Raw genomic sequence first — 16,797 nt, forward strand, 5'->3', positions numbered from 1 at the left:
ATCAGGTTGCATTTTTAGCCAAGGCTTATGAATCTGTCAGCTATGCTGTACATATAAGGGGAGGGATCATGGAATGGATTCTGGTTTTGGCTCGTTCAGCTCTGGCCCGGGGGCAGGCTTTGATTTTATGTTCACACTTGTTCCTGTGCTGATCGGGATTGTATTTGTCATCATCATTATTTCTCTGATAGGCAGCGGAGTCCGATATGCGAAAAATGCCTCGTCGCCTAAAAACACCCATTACGCCCGGATCGTCTCGAAGCGTATGGATGTCAAGAACACCTCGCATAGTCATGGCAATGACAACATGATGCACAGCACCTCGTCGCGTACGTACTATTACATCACGCTGGAATTCGATAACGGGCACCGTCAAGAATACCTGGATGTGAAAAATCTGTACGGCTTGGTCGCGGAGGGGGATGAAGGGTACGCCGCTGTTCAAGGGGACTGGATCGTCGCCTTCGAGCGGAATGTCAATCAGGGACAGAGCTCTTTCCGATAATCGGTTCATGAAGGCGGGGCTGTCCTATAAGGCCACAAAATGATAACCACCCGTTAGGCGGGTGGTTATTTGTTTTTGGGGTATAACCCCTTGTTGCCAAACTCGGACCTGCTAACGCTAACGGACATTTTGAACCATTAGCCGACTTTTTCGCATATTTTTGGAGGGTAACGGACATTTTCGGCATTTAGGACGCTCAAACGGCTCTGATTCACGCAACTCACCTATCTAAGCAGCCAAAATGTTCGTTACATTTCTGGATTCATCAATAGTAGCCTTTAAGGAGACGTAATGTCCGTTAGACCAAGCATTTCCCCTCTGAGCAAATGTATCGATTGCGCTGCTTGCATGCTGTCTGCAAGGTGTTCCGCCTAACAGTAGCGTTGCCCTATTTCAACTACTTGGGGTTGACAAACATTAGCTGGTTTTCATAGCCTTGAGGAGAGGGTGCCCCTCATATCTGCTACTGCTTTCGGGACACCCCAGCTTTAGGCTTAGTTAAGGGGCAGACCAAGCCGTTTGGCATAATTGCCCCAATGAGGTCGTTGACCGTCCACATCGGTAAATCCATACTCGTCCGATAAATCCCAGCTGGTCAATGCTCTTCCTGCCTTCTCCCGCACCAAAGGATCTGCGGCAAGCGCCGCCACGGCACGGCCGACGAGAAAAGGGGTCTCGGAGGCAATAAAGTGAGGCTCCTGCTTGGCAGCCTCCTGCCAGTTGTTCTCCGTAACTCCGAAGTAATCGAGCATCTGCTCTGAACGGAGAAAACCCGGCGTGACCGCGAGCGCCGTTACTCCATGGGGACCTAATTCCTCTGCCATAGCCTTTGCAAGGTGGATCGGAGATATTTTAGCCAGACTATAATATAGGTTCCCTCTGTAGTTGTAAGTCGATCCATCTGTAATTTCGATTAGCAGACCTTCACGCCTTCTAATCATGAGCGGAGCTGCATAATAGCTGGTGATCAGATGAGCATGGACAGCCCGCTCCTGCATAAGCAGCCCGTCCTGCAGCGGTTGTTCCCAGAAAGGTGTATCCCAATGCGTCAGATGTTCACCGCCCCAAATGTCGTTCACCAGTACGTCCAACCTGCCTTCTTGCTCCTGATTCACACGCTCAAACAGTGCCTCTACTTCCGTTTCCAAAGTATGATCTGTTCGATCAGCAATCCCCGTACCTCCCCGCGCTGTAACCATTTCTGCCGTATCCTCAATCGTCTCGCTCCGATTTAAATCCGAAGCACTTCCACGAACGCTCCGCCCAGTGCAGTATACGGTGGCTCCGGCTGCGCCAAGCTCAATAGCGATGGCCCTGCCTGCCCCTCGGGTTGCTCCTGCAACAACAGCCACTTTTCCCTTTAACGGTTGCTCCAAATCCTGTTCCTCCTCAGCAAATAAGATTATTGTTCCTGATCCTCAGTTTATCCTGTAAATAAGACATCCTATGTCTTATAAAGAATGATAAAATGCAAGTGAGATGATCGAAAGGGGATATAGACATGCGTGCTGACCGTCTGCTAAGTATTATGCTGCTTCTCCAGAATGGCGGAAAATTGACCACCCGGGCACTGGCAGCCAAGCTGGAGGTGTCGGAAAGAACGATCACCCGGGATATGGATGCCTTAAGCGCTGCAGGCATTCCCATCTATGCCGAGCGAGGCCCTCTGGGGGGCTGGCGGCTCACGGAGTCTTACCGGACAACCTTGACCGGGCTGGGCAAAGAAGAGCTCCTCGCCTTACTGGTCAATAGTCAGAGCAAGCTGCTTCATGACCTTGGCATCCTGAAGACACATCAGGAAGCGGCCTATCAGAAAATTGTGGCTTCTTCTCCCGCTCCTTTAAAGCAATATATAGATACCCTGCAGGAGCGGATCCATATCGATGGAGCTCCCTGGCACACGCAAGAGGAGCGTTTTCCCTATTTAAGCCAGCTTCAAGAGGCCATTTGGACACAGCGAAAGATCGAAATGAGCTATAGAAAGACCGACGGAAGCGTCAATGAACGAATTGTCCAGCCGATTGGTCTGGTCGCCAAGGGGAGTGTGTGGTATCTCGTTGCAATGGATGGACAGGAAAAAGCCACCAATGACGATACCATGCGCAGCTTCCGCATCTCCCGTATTCTCGATGTGCAACGATTGGAAGAGGGCTTTGAGCGGCCGGAGAACTTTTCATTGGCCCAATACTGGGAACGATCCACCACCGAGTTTAAGGCCAGTCTTCCCTCCTTTCCCGCCTGTATTTGCATCACTAAACAGCGGTTGACCCGCTTGAGCAGGAACCGCTATGTCAAAGTAATTCAAACTTTCTCATTACAGGAACAGATGGAAGGTTGGGTCACCGCGGAAATCCAGTTCGACACGCTGGAATCAGCCCGCGAACTGCTGCTTGGGTGCGGCAGAGAAGCCAGGGTCATCAGCCCGCAGGAGCTCGCCGAAGCGGTGCAGGCTGAAGCCAAGGCAATAGAGGAGCTATACAACGATAAATAAAGATTAAATCTCGATCTCGGTATCCGGGGCAAGAGGTGCAGATGCTGCAAAATAGGCCTGCAATCTACGATTCATCCAGATGGAAGCGCCAATAAAGAGGACAACCCCCGCCAGCTTCAGCGGCTGCTCCATAAAATCGGTCATATTCGTTCCGATATACGAAACACAAAAGACCATAACGGCCTTGCCAAGCGCAACTGCCACTGCAAAGGACGTTATCTGCATTCGAGTCAGCCCCGCCGCCATATTCACCAGCACGAACGGCCCAACAGGCAGCATGCTGAGAAGAAAGACGAAATTAAATCCGTTCTTTTGCGCCCAGTTCATCAGCTTCCGAACCTTTGGCTTATTAGCCCACCGCTGCATATATGGCGTCCCCGCCGCCCAGCGGAAGAACAGAAATGTAATCAGGCAGCCTGACACCAGGCCGATCCACGAATACAAAAAGCCGGCCCACATTCCGTAGATCGCGGCATTCGCACCGACAATCACTAGCGTCGGCAGCGGAGGAATAAAAGACTTCATAAAAGTTAACAGAATCCCCGGGAGCGGGCCCAAGGATCTGAAGGATTCAAGAAAGGCTTCCAGTTGCTGTTCCGTAAAATAATCCATCAGGCCAAGTTCTGTGCCTAACATCGCTTCACACCTCTCTGCACAGGGTCACACAATTATACTATAGAAATCCTGTGTTCCCAGCCAGCAATATCAACAAAGTTGGGAAGGAAATGAAATTTCCGCCGCATTACAATTTATATTTTAACCTCACAGTATTTAGTTCTGCTACTACTCTCCCCCTATTAATCCTATCGATTTTCACTCAATGAATGATAAAAATATCACACTTTATATTGTATTCTCTAAAATTTCGACATAAAATGACGATATATATTAACGCGAATGATACTTACGCCCTATTTATGATTCCTTTTTATTCCAATTTTGTCGAATGATATATCTTTGAAAATTCCGATCAATAATTTCATATTGATCTTTATATATACATATGAATTGATAAAAGGAGCCCACCAATGACCAAAAGAGCAAAGTCAAAAATACTTGCCGCACTACTATCCTCCTCAGTTCTTCTTTTTTCAGTCATGCCTATTCCTTGGGTTCCTTCCGCTCATGCAGCTGGAACCTTTAAGGAAGCAACGTCGGCTGCGGAACTCGTTAATGCATTAATTGCGCCAGATGCCGGGATTACGATCATAGGGGCTCCCGATTTTAAAGGAAGCTTGACGGCCGCCTCCACCTATTCTAGTCTTGACCTGGGTTCAATGGATGGGGTCTCCTATTCCTTGCCAGCCGGGATTCTTGTCACTACTGGGGATGGAACCCCTCCGGAGAGCAATACAATGAATAATTATGGAATAGACCTTTCTTTGAGTGGTGATGCAGACGTAGAAGCTTTTGCAGGAGTATCCAATTCAAAAGATGCCTTTTCCCTAGAGTTTACGTTCACTGTACCTGAAGGTTACCCCGCCATTCAAATGGCGTTCATGTTCGGTTCTGACGAATACCCCGAATATTTGAATGATGTCGTTGATGGAGCGGCGATCATTGTTGATGGGGTCAATTACGCAAAATTTGCTGGGGACATTCCTCTTAAAGTAGTAAGTGAAGCTGAAATGTTGCCTAACAATGGACTTAACATTGAATATGACGGTATTTCCATGCCTAAAAAAATTAACGCTCTACTGGACAGTACGCGAACAGAACACACTATAAAAATTGTTATTGCTGATACAACCGATGGTGCCTACGACACAGGCCTATTCCTCTCCACTTTGAAGCCAAGCAAGGCAACGACCGGCGGAATCGGTGAAGAAACTCCGGTTCTTAGTGATGTTGCCACAGTCACCTCGGATACTTATACCGTTAGCAAGAACGGGACAAGCCAGGAAGCCATTACAGGCATCCCCGCAGGCACAACAAAAGAAGCCTTGCTGGCTGGCTTAAGCAAAGACGAAGAGCACCAGACCTGGAACACGGACGATCTGTCCGATCCAATTGAAACTGGCGATACCCTAATCGTCACAGCTCAAGATGGAGTTACCGTCGTGACTTATACCTTGAGCCTCAAAACCTCAGCGAGTCTAAGCAACATCGCTACCGTAACTTCCGACACTTATCAAGTAAGCACGAGCGGGCCAAGTGAAGGTAAGATTACCGGAATCCCCTCCGGTACAACAAAGGAACAATTGCTGGCTGGCTTGACCAAAGGTGAAGAGCATCAAACCTGGAACACCGACGGACTTTCCGATCCTGTCAAAACCGGCGATACTCTGATTGTGACGGCGGAGGATGGAGTAACTGTATTTACTTACACGATTGTATTGAATTCCTCATCCAATACGGACCCGGGAAATACGGATTCCGGCTCGAGCCCCGGTTCGGGTTCAACTACAACTCCGCGATTACCGGGAAGCTCAACCGGTTCCCAAGATCAAAATAAAGGGACAATTGTTCTCGTTAATGGAGAAAGAAAAGAGGCCGGCAAGGAAACGGCAACCGTACAAAACGGAGTGAAATCCGTGGAAGTCCTGCTGAATTCCGATGCAATCGCTGCAAAGATTGAAGAGGTTCTGAATAACGAGAAGGAGACCGGCGTTACCGGCGAACATATCGTCGAGGTCCTCGTGTCTTCAGAGGATCCTGACCGCTTAAGCTTGATTTTGGACGGAGATATTGTAGACAATATGACGAAACATCAATTCGATCTCTCCGTGAACGCAGGAAATGTGAAGTATATCATTCCAGCTGAAGAAATTTCCGCCACAGCAGTCATGCATGGTCTTGGCATGAACGGCGGCAACATCAAGAGCTACTCTATTGATTTGAAAATAAACAAGGCCGATGCATCGATTATTGAACGGATGCAAGGCCAGGCAAGCAGAAATGGGCAGCAGCTTCTTTCCATTCCAACAGAATTCGATATTGTTGCAACGGTAACGTTGGACTCCGGAGAGGTTAAAGAGGTATCCCTGAACAAATTTGCACAATATGTTCAAAGAGTCATGGAGATTCCCTCCACCATCGACCCTAACAAAATTACGACGGGGATTGTGTTCAATAAAGACGGCACCTTTTCCCATATACCAACCGAAGTTTTCAAACAAAATATTTTATACTATGCCAAGCTCAATTCCATGACCAATTCCGCCTATGCGGTCATTTGGAATCCGTTAGAAGTTGAATCTGTCGAGAAGCATTGGTCCAAAACCGCGGTTAATGATATGGCATCCCGTCTGGTCGTTAAAAATCCGGAAACCTTTACCCCGGACGATGCGATTACAAGGGGAGAATTCGCCGAATATATCACTAAGGCGCTGGGCTTATTCCGCACAGATGTAGCAAATACCCGCCTCTACAGTGATGTAACGGAAGCGGGAGACCTGGCTGATGCAGCTACAATTGCAACCGCATATGGGATTATTACCGGATACCCGGATGGAACCTTCCGTCCGAACGGGAACATTAGCAGGGAAGAAGCAATGACCATGTATGCCCGGGCGATGGATGTCATCCAGCTGCAAGAGGGCAACGGTACGCAAATGTCTGCGTTTAAAGATGCAGACCAGGTAGCCGGTTGGGCATATGCATCTGTGAAAAAGACAGTCAGTGCGGACATTTTCAACGGACGTACCTTAACCACCCTCGCTCCGAAGGGAACTCTTTCCTTCGCGGAAGCGGCAACGGCTGTAAGGAATCTTCTTCTTGCCTCCAAGCTGATCAATGATTCCTTATAAGCAATAACTCTCACCAAACAACAAGAGGCTCTTCTCGGCAACCATTCGGTTCCCGGAAAGAGCCTCTTTAATTTACAGATTAGCCTGCTCTACTTTCTTCGGCGCATCCAGCGGCACTTGTATTCCCTGCAACGATTTCGCTCTTAGGGAGAGCACGAAGCAGAGGATCAATACAATGGCAGCCGCCACGTACGGATAATTGACATCAAGGTCAAACAAGGCCCCTGCGACGATCGGTCCCGCAATATTCCCCAAGCTCGTATAGGCCGAGTTGAGGCCTGCGACATACCCTTGCTGATCGCCGGCCATTTTGGATAATTGGGTACCAACCGCCGGACGAAGAATATCGATCGAGAGAAATACAATAAAGGTAACGGCAACGATCAGCCAGTAGCTGGATACGAACAGAGTCAGTGTAACGAACAAGCCGGCAATGAGCAGACAGATCGCGATCACCCGTCTTTCGCCAAACCGATTCAGGATCCATCCGAAGATCGTCAACTGCACTACCGCGCCCGCAATTGACCCGAAGGTAATAATGAAGGCAATATCTGTTGGCGTAAATCCAAACTTATGATCCACGAACAATCCGAATACCGTCTCATAGTTGGCTAATCCGAATGCCAGCACAAAGACAATAATCAAGTTGAAGAAGTAGCGCTCCTTGCCCGAGTTCAGCAGTTGAGTCAGCAGGCTCTGCTTCTTGGCCACAACTGCTCCGGCAGACGCCCGTTGTTCTGCTGTACGGGATTCCGGCAAAATAAATAGAGTAATGACTGCCGCGACAGCCCCGGCAACCGCAGCTGCAAAGAACGGCACGCGAATGCCGAATTCCGCCAGATAGCCCCCGATTCCCGGTCCAATAATAAAGCCTGTCGTAATCGCTGCATTGATCAGCCCCATGCCCTTGGCTCGTTCCTCATTGGTGGTTACATCAGCGGCATATGCCATAACGGCTGGCATAATCAAAGCGGCCCCCACGCCTCCCAGCATTCTTGCCAGGAAGAGCAATACCGGTGAAACGGCAATCCCGAATATCCATTCCGAGAGCGCGAATACGATCATACCGGCAACAATGATTTTCTTGCGCCCGAGGGAGTCGGATAATCTGCCGGCATAGGGGGAGAACAGTAATTGAGTCAGGGAAAAGGCAGCGACCAGCAGACCAACCGTACTCCCTGTAATGTGAAGCTCATTCATATACGTCGGCATAATCGGAACAACCAGACCAATTCCTGTGAATACTAAAAAAATATTCAACATCAGCAGGAGCATCGTACCCCTGTTTCTTAATAATAATGACATAAAAATCCTCCTCGATTCTGTAAACCAATCAGCCCGGTGTGTGGGAGGTGGTTCCTGCAGAAATTCCGTATAAAAAAACTTTCATCGCCCGATGATATAATTCGAGCACCGCCTCAGGCTTACGATTGCGCGACATGTGACTCAGACCGAATAGCAGACTTTCAAGGACAACGGCATATTCATCCGCCTGCTCCGCACGATACTCTCCGCGGTCAATTCCTTCCTGGATCAACCGGCGGTTCCACTCCAGGTGTCTGTCCACCATCCCGGTAATACGTTCTTCAATCTCGCTGGTCTTCTCTTCATTGAAAAATTCATCTGCCGCCTTGGTAAGCGGATGATTCAAATCATCATGCACCAGAACCTCCGCAAGTCCAAAAAGCTTCTCCGAGCTGGTCTTGAACTGGGACTCCCTCGCCTCCCATTTCTCCTCCCATTCTCGATCCCACTCATCAAGTAGATACAGAAACAAACCCTCTTTGCTTTTAAAATGATAATAGAGGTTGCCTTTACTCGTTCCGGTTGCCGCAATAATGTCTTCGATAGAAGTGGCTTTATAGCCCTTTTGAGCAAACAGCATACGGGCGGCATCCACAATTCGCTTCCTCGTCTGTTCGCTTTGCAACTGCTTCTTATTCACACTTCACCGCTCCAATCCCACGATCAGACCATACATACTGAACGTTCGTTCTGTATCTTAACAGATAAAATTATTCTTTACAAGAGCCTATTTATGAGAGAAAAAAAGAGAGCGCAACCATTACGCGCTCCCCTTAAAATTGTCATTAACGGACTGGCTCCAAAGGAGCAACCCGTCCATAAGTTACCTTGGCTCCTTCGCCCTTGACCGCCCAGCGAACGCCATTCATGATCACGCGCTGCACCTCGGCTTGATGATAGACCGGGAAGGTCTCATGTCCGGGTCTGAAGTAGAATACTTTGCCCAGCCCCCGCTTATAGCAGCAGCCGCTTCGGAACACTTCGCCTCCCTCGAACCAGGAGATGAATACCAGCTCATCTGGAGCCGGGATTTCAAAGCGCTCTCCATACATCTCTTCCTTCGGAATCTCGAAGTATTCTCCCAGTCCGGCGGCAATCGGATGGGCTGACTCAATGACCCAAACCCGTTCCTTCTCGCCGTCATCCCGCCACTTCAGCGAGCCGGTATTGGTTCCCATCAGAGCGCGGAAAATCTTCGAAGCATGTCCTGAGTGAAGCACAATCAGCCCCATTCCCTCCAGAACACGCTGCCGAACTCTCTCCACGATCTCATCTGCTACATCCTCATGAGCGACATGTCCCCACCAAATCAGAACATCCGTCTCTCGGAGCACTGCTTCTGTCAGCCCATGCTCCGGCTCGTCGAGCACGGCCGTCCGCGCCGATATTCCTTCCTCTGCATTCAGGAACGATGCGATCGTCGCGTGGATTCCTTCCGGATAGATTGCTTTGACACGCTCATTATTTTTTTCATGCTGAAATTCGTTCCATACCGTTACTTTAATTGAAGACATGGCCCAGCCCCCTGCAGTAATAAATCCCTTACCTTACCTATTCTATGAATGATTCTACGACTAAAAACGGGGATTGTCATGTTGCTTGTTATCCTGTTATGTTATCCACAAAGTTATACAGAAATTATCCCAAGTTATCCACTTATTCAAAGGCTGTCCACAACAGTATTGTGGGTAATGTGTACAAATCCGCGGAAAATCACTTTATCCCCAGGCCGAGAATTCGGAATTGCTGTCCGCTCAGCTTAAAGCCTGTGGATTGCGGCCCCTTATCCGGCTCTGCCTGTTGTCCTGTCCACAGGTCGACTACCGTTTTCCCGCTCCATGAAGCTGGCAGCTCAAATTCGGCGGGCTGATCCCCCTTATTCAGGGCGACCAGAATCTCCTCATCCCCCGAGCTGCGGCGATAGATGACCAAGCCTTTAGCATCGTCAGTCTTCAGAAATTCCATACGGGCGTTATCCGTCAATGCCGGCGAAGCCTTGCGGATCACAATCAGGCGCTTCACAAAGGCAAGCAGCTCCTGATTCTGCTTATCAGGCTCCCATTCCATACATGCCCGATAATAAGCAAAATCATCCCCGTCTCCCGTCAGGCCAATCTCATCTCCGTAATAGATGCATGGACTTCCCGGATACGTATAGAGCAACAGGAACGCCAGCTTCAGCTTGTTCAGGTCGTCCCCGCATACCGTGAGGATACGCGGCGTATCATGGCTGCCGAGCAAATTGAACAGCACTCTGCTCACATTTTCAGGATAGAGCTGCAAGTGGCTGGTTACCAGGCTGGCGAAACGTGTTGCCTCAATTTTGTCCTTGGCAATAAAGTCAATGACTGCCTCGCCGAAAGGATAGTTCATGACCGAATCGAATTGATCCCCTTGCAGCCAAGGCATAGCGTCATTCCAGATTTCGGCTACCATGTAGACATCGTTCTTGACGCTGCGAACCGCATTGCGGAATTCACGCCAGAAATGGTGGTCCACCTCATTGGCCACGTCCAGTCTCCAGCCGTCGATATCAAATTCCTCGATCCAATGCTTGGCAACGCCGAGCAGATACTCCTTAACTTCCGGATGGCTGGTGTTCAGCTTGGGCATGTAGGGCGTAAACGCAAAGGTCTCATATCGGGGCGCCTCTTCCCCATTGCCATAGCTTAGCATGTGGAACCAGTCCGCATAGCGGGACGCGGCCCCGTGCTTCAGCACATCCTGGAACGGTCCGAAACCGTATCCTGCGTGGTTGAACACCGCGTCCAGCATAACGCGGATTCCCCGGTCATGGCAGGCCTTTACCAGCTTGCGGAATGTCTCCTCGTCGCCAAACTGAGGGTCCAGCTTCATATAATCAATCGTGTCATATTTATGGTTGGTCGACGCTTCGAAAATAGGGGTCATATAAATGCCCGTAATTCCCAGATCGCTCAAATAATCCAGATGCTCCAGAATCCCTTCGAAATCTCCGCCGAAAAAGCTGTCCGGCCCCGGCACATCTCCCCATACTGCATTCGTGTTGGTCTTGCGCGCCGGATTGCCATTTGCGAACCGCTCCGGAAAAATCTGATACCATACGGTATCCTTTACCCATGCCGGCGCATCAAATACGTCAACCGCGTTTAGATACGGGAAGCGGAAGAACCGGTTCTGCTCGACGTCCGCCGTAAATCCCATCTCTCCGAACACCCAGGTTTCCCGGTCATCACTCACCTCAAACTGATAGACAAACCGCTTATTTTCCGGCTCAATGGCAATGAACCAATAATCATACAGCTCATCGGATGCCGATTTGACCATCGGCAGCTTGTCGGAAAGCATTCGCCCTTCCGCCCAGCGGTAAGGATCGCCGTGAATCAGTTCGACCCGGGTCAGGTCATCCTTTTTCGCCTGAAGGCGGATATGCAGTGTGTTTGCGTCGTAGGCGTAAGCAAAGTTGTTCTTGGGACGGTGAAAAATCGCTTCTTTAATCAAATTAATCTCCTCCTCAAAAATAAAAATCAGTATTGGATGAACAAAACAAAAAGACGAGCACACCCCCTTTGAATTCGGGGTTGTGCTCGTCGATCCAACATCCAATGGATGATTTCAGATGAACAAGTCAGGCATTGCCCTTATGTTTATAGTTTTAATATAGCCGCGATTCAAAGGAAACGCAACTCCTATTATAGCACATAATGCACGGAGATTAGTCATTCTGTCAGAAGCGCTCCTAATAATCTTCAGATCAATAACCGGCTGAATCCTCAAACCGGATGGTTTCCCCGTTTTTCCCTTCCGTTTCAAATAAAACGACCTCATTCATGCCCAGCTTTAGCAAGGGAGCTGGAATGTATAGTCTTTTTTGCGGACCAACTTCCCAGAACCGTCCTAAATTAAAGCCGTTTATGAAGGCCACGCCTTTGCCCCATCCCGTAAAGTCCAGGAATGTATCGCCCTTTTCCCCAATTTCCAGTTCAAACCGGTAAAATGCCGGAGTACCTTTGAGGTATCCTTGAGTAAAGTCCAATGTCTCCAAATGATCAAGTGAAAGCACATATTGCTTCCAATCGCTTTGGAAAGCGCCGTTGACGATAACCCCGCCCTTAATCCCTTTGTATTGGCTGTTCATCTTTACGGAATAGTTGACTCTGCCCATATTTTCAACCAGTATCATTAGTTCATTTTCCGGATCCGGTAAATCAAAAGATTCTTTCTCTTCCATATCAAGATCGTATTTGGTGAATATATGCTTCTGGTTGATAAAAACTTGGGCCCGATCAGCGCATTGGATCAATCGAAAATCCTCGACACGTCTTTGCTTTCCTAAATCCGCCTGATACAACACATATCCGGAAGGCTGGTTCAACACTTCCATCGTTAATGGATACGGAGATTTTACCGGTTCAGCCAGTTGATCCGCCACGGAAAATAGGGATACCTTCTGCTTCACGGGAATTTCACCGTAGGCCTTTTTTTGAATATCCGTTGAAAATTTCACCTTCGGCAATTCCGTAAAACGGGCAATCACTTGCTGAAAGGCTTTATATTTTGGCGTAATATCGCCCCACTCTGTCAACAGCGCATCATAATCGTATGAAGTTGTATCGGGTGACAGCTTGTCATAATAATTAGCTCCGCTTGTAAAGCCGAAGTTGGTTCCGCCATGGAACATGTAAATATTCACGCTGCCCTCACTCAAAATATCGCTCAGCTCCGCTGCGGCGCTCTCGGCATCGCGAGTATGATGCTCTTTATCGCCCCACGCATCAAACCATCCGATCCAGAACTCCATGACCATAAGCGGCCGTTCTTCGCCGTGAAACTCCCTTAGCCGTGCAAAATACTCCTTGGTTCCCGAACCGCAGTTTATCGTAGGCAGCGCTGCATCCTGGACCGAACCGTTGTCCAGCATATCGTGCCACGGGCCGTCGGAGGTAACTAGAGGCACCGTTGCGCCATGCTTTCTCAATAATTCGATCAAAGAATAGAGATAATTTTTATCATTGCCGTAGGAGCCGTACTCATTTTCAACCTGCATCAGAATAATAGGTCCGCCGTCGCTGATTTGCAGATCCTTGAATTCCTCGAACAAACGCCGATAGTAGCGATCGATTTTCTCTAAATAGGGAGGGTAACTAAAGCGCAGCTTCATCTCCCCGTCCCGCAGCAGCCAGAAGGGCAGACCGCCGAATTCCCATTCGGCGCAAATATAGGGAGAAGGTCTCAAGATCACATACAAACCGAGCTCTTCGGCCGTTTGAATAAACTTTCTGACATCGTACATGCCCGAAAAATGATACTCGCCTTCCCTTGACTCGTGCATATTCCATGGAACATAGGTTTCCACCGTATTGCAGCCCAAGGCTTTAAGCTTTTCAAGGCGATCCTGCCAATATTCCGGAACGACACGAAAGTAATGAATGGCCCCGGAAATAATCTTGAACGGTTCTCCATTCAAATAGAATTGGTCTGTAACAGTAAACGAACGGTCAGGTTTCGACATGACATTGGCTCCTTTTAAATATATTGATGAACTCGGGAACTTATATTATCTGAGACATGCTCTAGTGACTCCCCGAAAAATGCACCATGAGATAACCAGAAAAAGGTTCATATCTAATATCGTATCAGAGGCGTAAGTGCTTTACTATTGTAAAATCCTTTGATTTATTAAAAATGCTACTGTAATAAATGATATTGATAGGAAGTCAGCACCCGTTTAAGATCTGCATAGTTTACAACAGTTCACTGCCGTGACTCAAGGATGATTAAATGAAATTGAGGTGGAGGATTAGTATATGAGCGTTGAATTTAAAAAAGTGAGCGAATTAAAGCGGGGAACACTTTTGGCATTACTGACAGATGCGTACTTATTTGATGGCAAATACGAACAAAGCTGTCATTCCGATTGGCAGGATTGTGATAACTTTTTCTTTGACCATTCACAGATTGCAGATAAGTGCGCATTTATCACAACACTGGACGATGAGCCCATCGGATTTGTGGTCTGGGACCCGAGGAACATGCCGGAATACGCGGAAATTGGCCATAATTGCATTCTTTCAAAACACAAAGGTCATGGTTATGGCAAGCTGCAGCTTCAAGAAGCGATGAATCGAATCCTCCAAGAGGAGGTTAAAAAAATCATTGTAACCACCAATGATGACCTGATCCCCGCTCAACGAATGTATGAAAGTGTTGGATTCAAAATGTATCAGAGAAGGAAAAGTCAGAATACTGCGGATTTTATCGGCGAGCACATAGATTATGTATATTCTTTAGAAGAGAACCAGGTATAGCCGCATTGCGATTGCAGCGAAGTATAGAAGGAGGGAGCGCTAACGCTGGCGAGAGCGCCCCTCCTGCATAATTGTCCGGAGCACAGCCGGAGTAAGGCCGATTCAAGGCCATGTCTCCAGCGGCTCTTTTTATCGGTTTAAACCTGCTTCTGCTTGATTTCCGATATGATTCGCGCGATCAGCTCTCTGGTCCCTATAAGCCCTAAATCGCCCTCCCCGCGCTTTCTTACTGATACGGTTCCCGCCTCGGCTTCCTTATCGCCAATGACGAGCATGTACGGCACCTTCTCCAGTTGAGCTTCACGGATCTTATAGCCCAGCTTCTCCTGGCGGATATCCAGCTCGGTCCGTATGCCGACTTCTGCCAGCGACCGTTTGACCTCCAGCGCATATCCCAGCACCTGATCGGATACCGGGAGCAGCTTCACTTGCACGGGCGCCAGCCATAGCGGGAATGCTCCTGCATAATGCTCGGTCAGCATGCCGATGAAGCGATCAATGGAGCCGTAGACAGCACGGTGAATGACGACCGGCCGATGCTTCAGTCCATCCTCCCCGATATAGCTCAGCTCAAATTTCTCTGGCATCTGGAAGTCCAGTTGAATCGTGCCGCATTGCCAGCTCCGTTTCAAGGCGTCGAGAATATGAAAATCAATCTTGGGGCCATAGAATGCCCCGTCCCCCTCATTAAGCACATAATCGATTCCCCGCCGCTCCAGCACGCTGCGCAGTGAGGATTCCGCCCGCTCCCAGAGCTCCTCCGAGCCCATGGAATCCTCTGGCCGGGTAGACAGCTCAATCTTGTACTCGAAGCCGAAAACCCTGTACATATAGTCGATCAGATCCATGATCTGTCCAATCTCCTCTTCAATCTGCTCAGGCAGTACAAATAGATGGGCATCATCCTGACAGAAGGTGCGAACCCGCATCATGCCTCCCAAAGCACCGGACATCTCGTGCCGATGAACCTGGCCGAATTCCGAAATCCGAATCGGCAGCTCGCGATAGGAGCGCAGACTGTTCTTATAAATCAGCATATGCCCCGGACAATTCATCGGCTTCAGAGCATACTTGGTCTCATCCACCCAAGTAAAGTACATGTTGTCTTTATAGTGATCCCAGTGACCCGACTGCTCCCAAATCCGGTTGTTCATCATCAGCGGGGTACGAACCTCTTCATAATCGCGCTGCCGCTGAATTTCACGGGCAAAGTCTTCAAGAATCGTCCGGATCGTCATTCCCTTTGGAAGATAGAACGGCATGCCGGGAGCTTCCTCCGAGAACATGAACAGCTCCAGCTCTTTGCCAAGCTTGCGATGATCCCGGCGCTTTGCTTCCTCGAGAAATTGCAGATGCTCCTTCAACTGAGCCGCACTTGCAAAGGCAGTGCCATAGATACGCTGGAGCATCACATTGTCGGAGTTCCCCCGCCAATAGGCTCCCGCAACACTCATTAGCTTGAACGCCTTGATCCGCCCAGTTGTCGGCACATGCGGACCCCGGCACAAATCAACAAATTCACCCTGCTCGTAAAGCGTGATCACTTCCTCTTCCGGCAGATCATGAATAAGCTCTACCTTGAATCTTTCGCCCTGCTGCTCAAATAATGCGAGGGCCTCCCCGCGTGAAACCTCTCTGCGGGTAATCGGGAGGTTCTCCTGAATAATTGTATTCATTTCCCGCTCGATCGAAGCAAGATCCTCCGTCGATAGCGGCCGCGGCAACGCCATATCATAATAGAACCCGTCCTCAATAACGGGACCGATGCCCAAGCGGACCGCTTCTTCTCCGAAGATCCGTTTGACTGCCTGCGCCATGACGTGGGTACAGCTATGTCTCATGATGTCCAGTCCATCCCGGCTGTCCAAAGTCAAAATCTCCAAATGGCTGTTCTCCACAAGAGGACGATCAAGGTCGGCTATTCTGCCATCAAGCTTGCCAGCCACGGCCTGCCTAGCTAATCCGGTTCCGATCAGACCTGCCATTTCCCGGATCGTCGTCCCTTGCTGCACCTCCTTTACAGTCTCATCCGGCAATGTGATTTGAATTACCATGATCATCCTTCCTCCATTCTTCGATAATTGAATTTGAACGCCTGGCTATTTGGGACAAATGCACGCAAAAAAGCACTCGTCCACTTAGGGACGAGTGCATTCGACTCGTGGTTCCACCCTGCTTCGGTCTTGACCTGCAATTCATCTCTTCCCTTCAGCCAATCATAGCTAAGCAGGAGGATTCAGAAGTCAAAGACCCTCATCAGTATCTGTTAACGGGGATCAACCGGTGACGCTTACTCGCCGTCTGGTGCCGGAAGTATTACAGTCTTCACACCAAACAGGTTCAACGCCACAGCTCCAAAGGGGTAATCGCCGATCGTTGCCGGAGAAGCTTGCAGCCAGTGCTCCTCTCTCTGTGCAGCCCGTATGTCGGAAATCATGTCTTCGGTCATCGCCTGAACTA

Annotated in this window: 13 protein-coding genes; 4 read left to right on the forward strand and 9 right to left on the reverse strand. The window is 49.1% G+C overall.

What is annotated here, in order from left to right:
• Positions 1 to 73 precede the first annotated feature (73 nt).
• A complete protein-coding gene (locus TX85_RS23340) occupies positions 74 to 505 on the forward strand; it encodes a DUF2500 domain-containing protein (RefSeq protein WP_044482312.1) in 432 nt (143 codons plus the stop codon).
• Between the two features lie 494 nt (positions 506 to 999).
• On the opposite strand, the gene TX85_RS23345 is transcribed toward TX85_RS23340, so the two are convergent.
• Positions 1,000 to 1,881, reverse strand: coding sequence for an SDR family oxidoreductase (locus TX85_RS23345; protein WP_044482313.1), 882 nt, complete (start codon positions 1,879 to 1,881; stop codon positions 1,000 to 1,002).
• Between the two features lie 125 nt (positions 1,882 to 2,006).
• Here TX85_RS23345 and TX85_RS23350 point away from each other — a divergent pair, with 125 nt between their 5' ends.
• Positions 2,007 to 2,996, forward strand: a complete 990-nt coding sequence (locus TX85_RS23350; RefSeq protein WP_044482314.1) for a helix-turn-helix transcriptional regulator — start codon at positions 2,007 to 2,009, stop codon at positions 2,994 to 2,996.
• 3 nt (positions 2,997 to 2,999) lie between these two features.
• On the opposite strand, the gene TX85_RS23355 is transcribed toward TX85_RS23350, so the two are convergent.
• Positions 3,000 to 3,632 carry a TVP38/TMEM64 family protein gene (locus TX85_RS23355; RefSeq protein ID WP_044482315.1) on the reverse strand — a complete coding sequence of 211 codons (633 nt, stop codon included), beginning with the start codon at positions 3,630 to 3,632 and terminating at the stop codon, positions 3,000 to 3,002.
• A gap of 392 nt (positions 3,633 to 4,024) precedes the next feature.
• Here TX85_RS23355 and TX85_RS23360 point away from each other — a divergent pair, with 392 nt between their 5' ends.
• Complete coding sequence (locus TX85_RS23360) at positions 4,025 to 6,745, forward strand: S-layer homology domain-containing protein (RefSeq protein ID WP_044482316.1); 2,721 nt, start codon at positions 4,025 to 4,027, stop codon at positions 6,743 to 6,745.
• Between the two features lie 72 nt (positions 6,746 to 6,817).
• On the opposite strand, the gene TX85_RS23365 is transcribed toward TX85_RS23360, so the two are convergent.
• The 5 genes from TX85_RS23365 to TX85_RS23385 all read right to left on the reverse strand — a co-directional run bounded on the left by TX85_RS23365 (position 6,818) and on the right by TX85_RS23385 (position 13,541).
• A complete protein-coding gene (locus tag TX85_RS23365) occupies positions 6,818 to 8,050 on the reverse strand; it encodes an MFS transporter (protein WP_044482317.1) in 1,233 nt (410 codons plus the stop codon).
• 28 nt (positions 8,051 to 8,078) lie between these two features.
• Positions 8,079 to 8,690, reverse strand: coding sequence for a TetR/AcrR family transcriptional regulator (locus TX85_RS23370; protein WP_044482318.1), 612 nt, complete (start codon positions 8,688 to 8,690; stop codon positions 8,079 to 8,081).
• Between the two features lie 145 nt (positions 8,691 to 8,835).
• Positions 8,836 to 9,564: a ThuA domain-containing protein gene (locus tag TX85_RS23375; protein WP_044482319.1), complete on the reverse strand. Its 729-nt coding sequence runs from the start codon at positions 9,562 to 9,564 to the stop codon at positions 8,836 to 8,838.
• Between the two features lie 199 nt (positions 9,565 to 9,763).
• Positions 9,764 to 11,530 carry an alpha-glycosidase gene (locus TX85_RS23380; RefSeq protein WP_044482320.1) on the reverse strand — a complete coding sequence of 589 codons (1,767 nt, stop codon included), beginning with the start codon at positions 11,528 to 11,530 and terminating at the stop codon, positions 9,764 to 9,766.
• A gap of 253 nt (positions 11,531 to 11,783) precedes the next feature.
• Positions 11,784 to 13,541 carry a glycoside hydrolase family 35 protein gene (locus TX85_RS23385; protein WP_044482321.1) on the reverse strand — a complete coding sequence of 586 codons (1,758 nt, stop codon included), beginning with the start codon at positions 13,539 to 13,541 and terminating at the stop codon, positions 11,784 to 11,786.
• A 295-nt stretch (positions 13,542 to 13,836) separates the two neighbouring features.
• Here TX85_RS23385 and TX85_RS23390 point away from each other — a divergent pair, with 295 nt between their 5' ends.
• A complete protein-coding gene (locus TX85_RS23390) occupies positions 13,837 to 14,337 on the forward strand; it encodes a GNAT family N-acetyltransferase (protein WP_044482322.1) in 501 nt (166 codons plus the stop codon).
• A 137-nt stretch (positions 14,338 to 14,474) separates the two neighbouring features.
• Here the strand turns inward: TX85_RS23390 and thrS are convergent, their stop codons facing one another.
• Together thrS and TX85_RS26920 are read right to left on the reverse strand one after the other, a co-directional pair.
• Positions 14,475 to 16,391 (reverse strand): threonine--tRNA ligase, encoded by a 1,917-nt coding sequence (gene thrS / locus TX85_RS23395; RefSeq protein ID WP_044482323.1) that lies wholly within the window; start codon positions 16,389 to 16,391, stop codon positions 14,475 to 14,477.
• Between the two features lie 236 nt (positions 16,392 to 16,627).
• The gene (locus tag TX85_RS26920) at positions 16,628 to 16,774 is read right to left on the reverse strand and encodes a hypothetical protein (RefSeq protein ID WP_158297371.1); all 147 of its coding nucleotides are present in this window, start codon (positions 16,772 to 16,774) and stop codon (positions 16,628 to 16,630) included.
• Positions 16,775 to 16,797: the final 23 nt, after the last annotated feature.

It is taken from the genome of Paenibacillus antibioticophila, from assembly GCF_000455265.1.
Lineage (GTDB): Bacteria > Bacillota > Bacilli > Paenibacillales > Paenibacillaceae > Fontibacillus > Fontibacillus antibioticophila.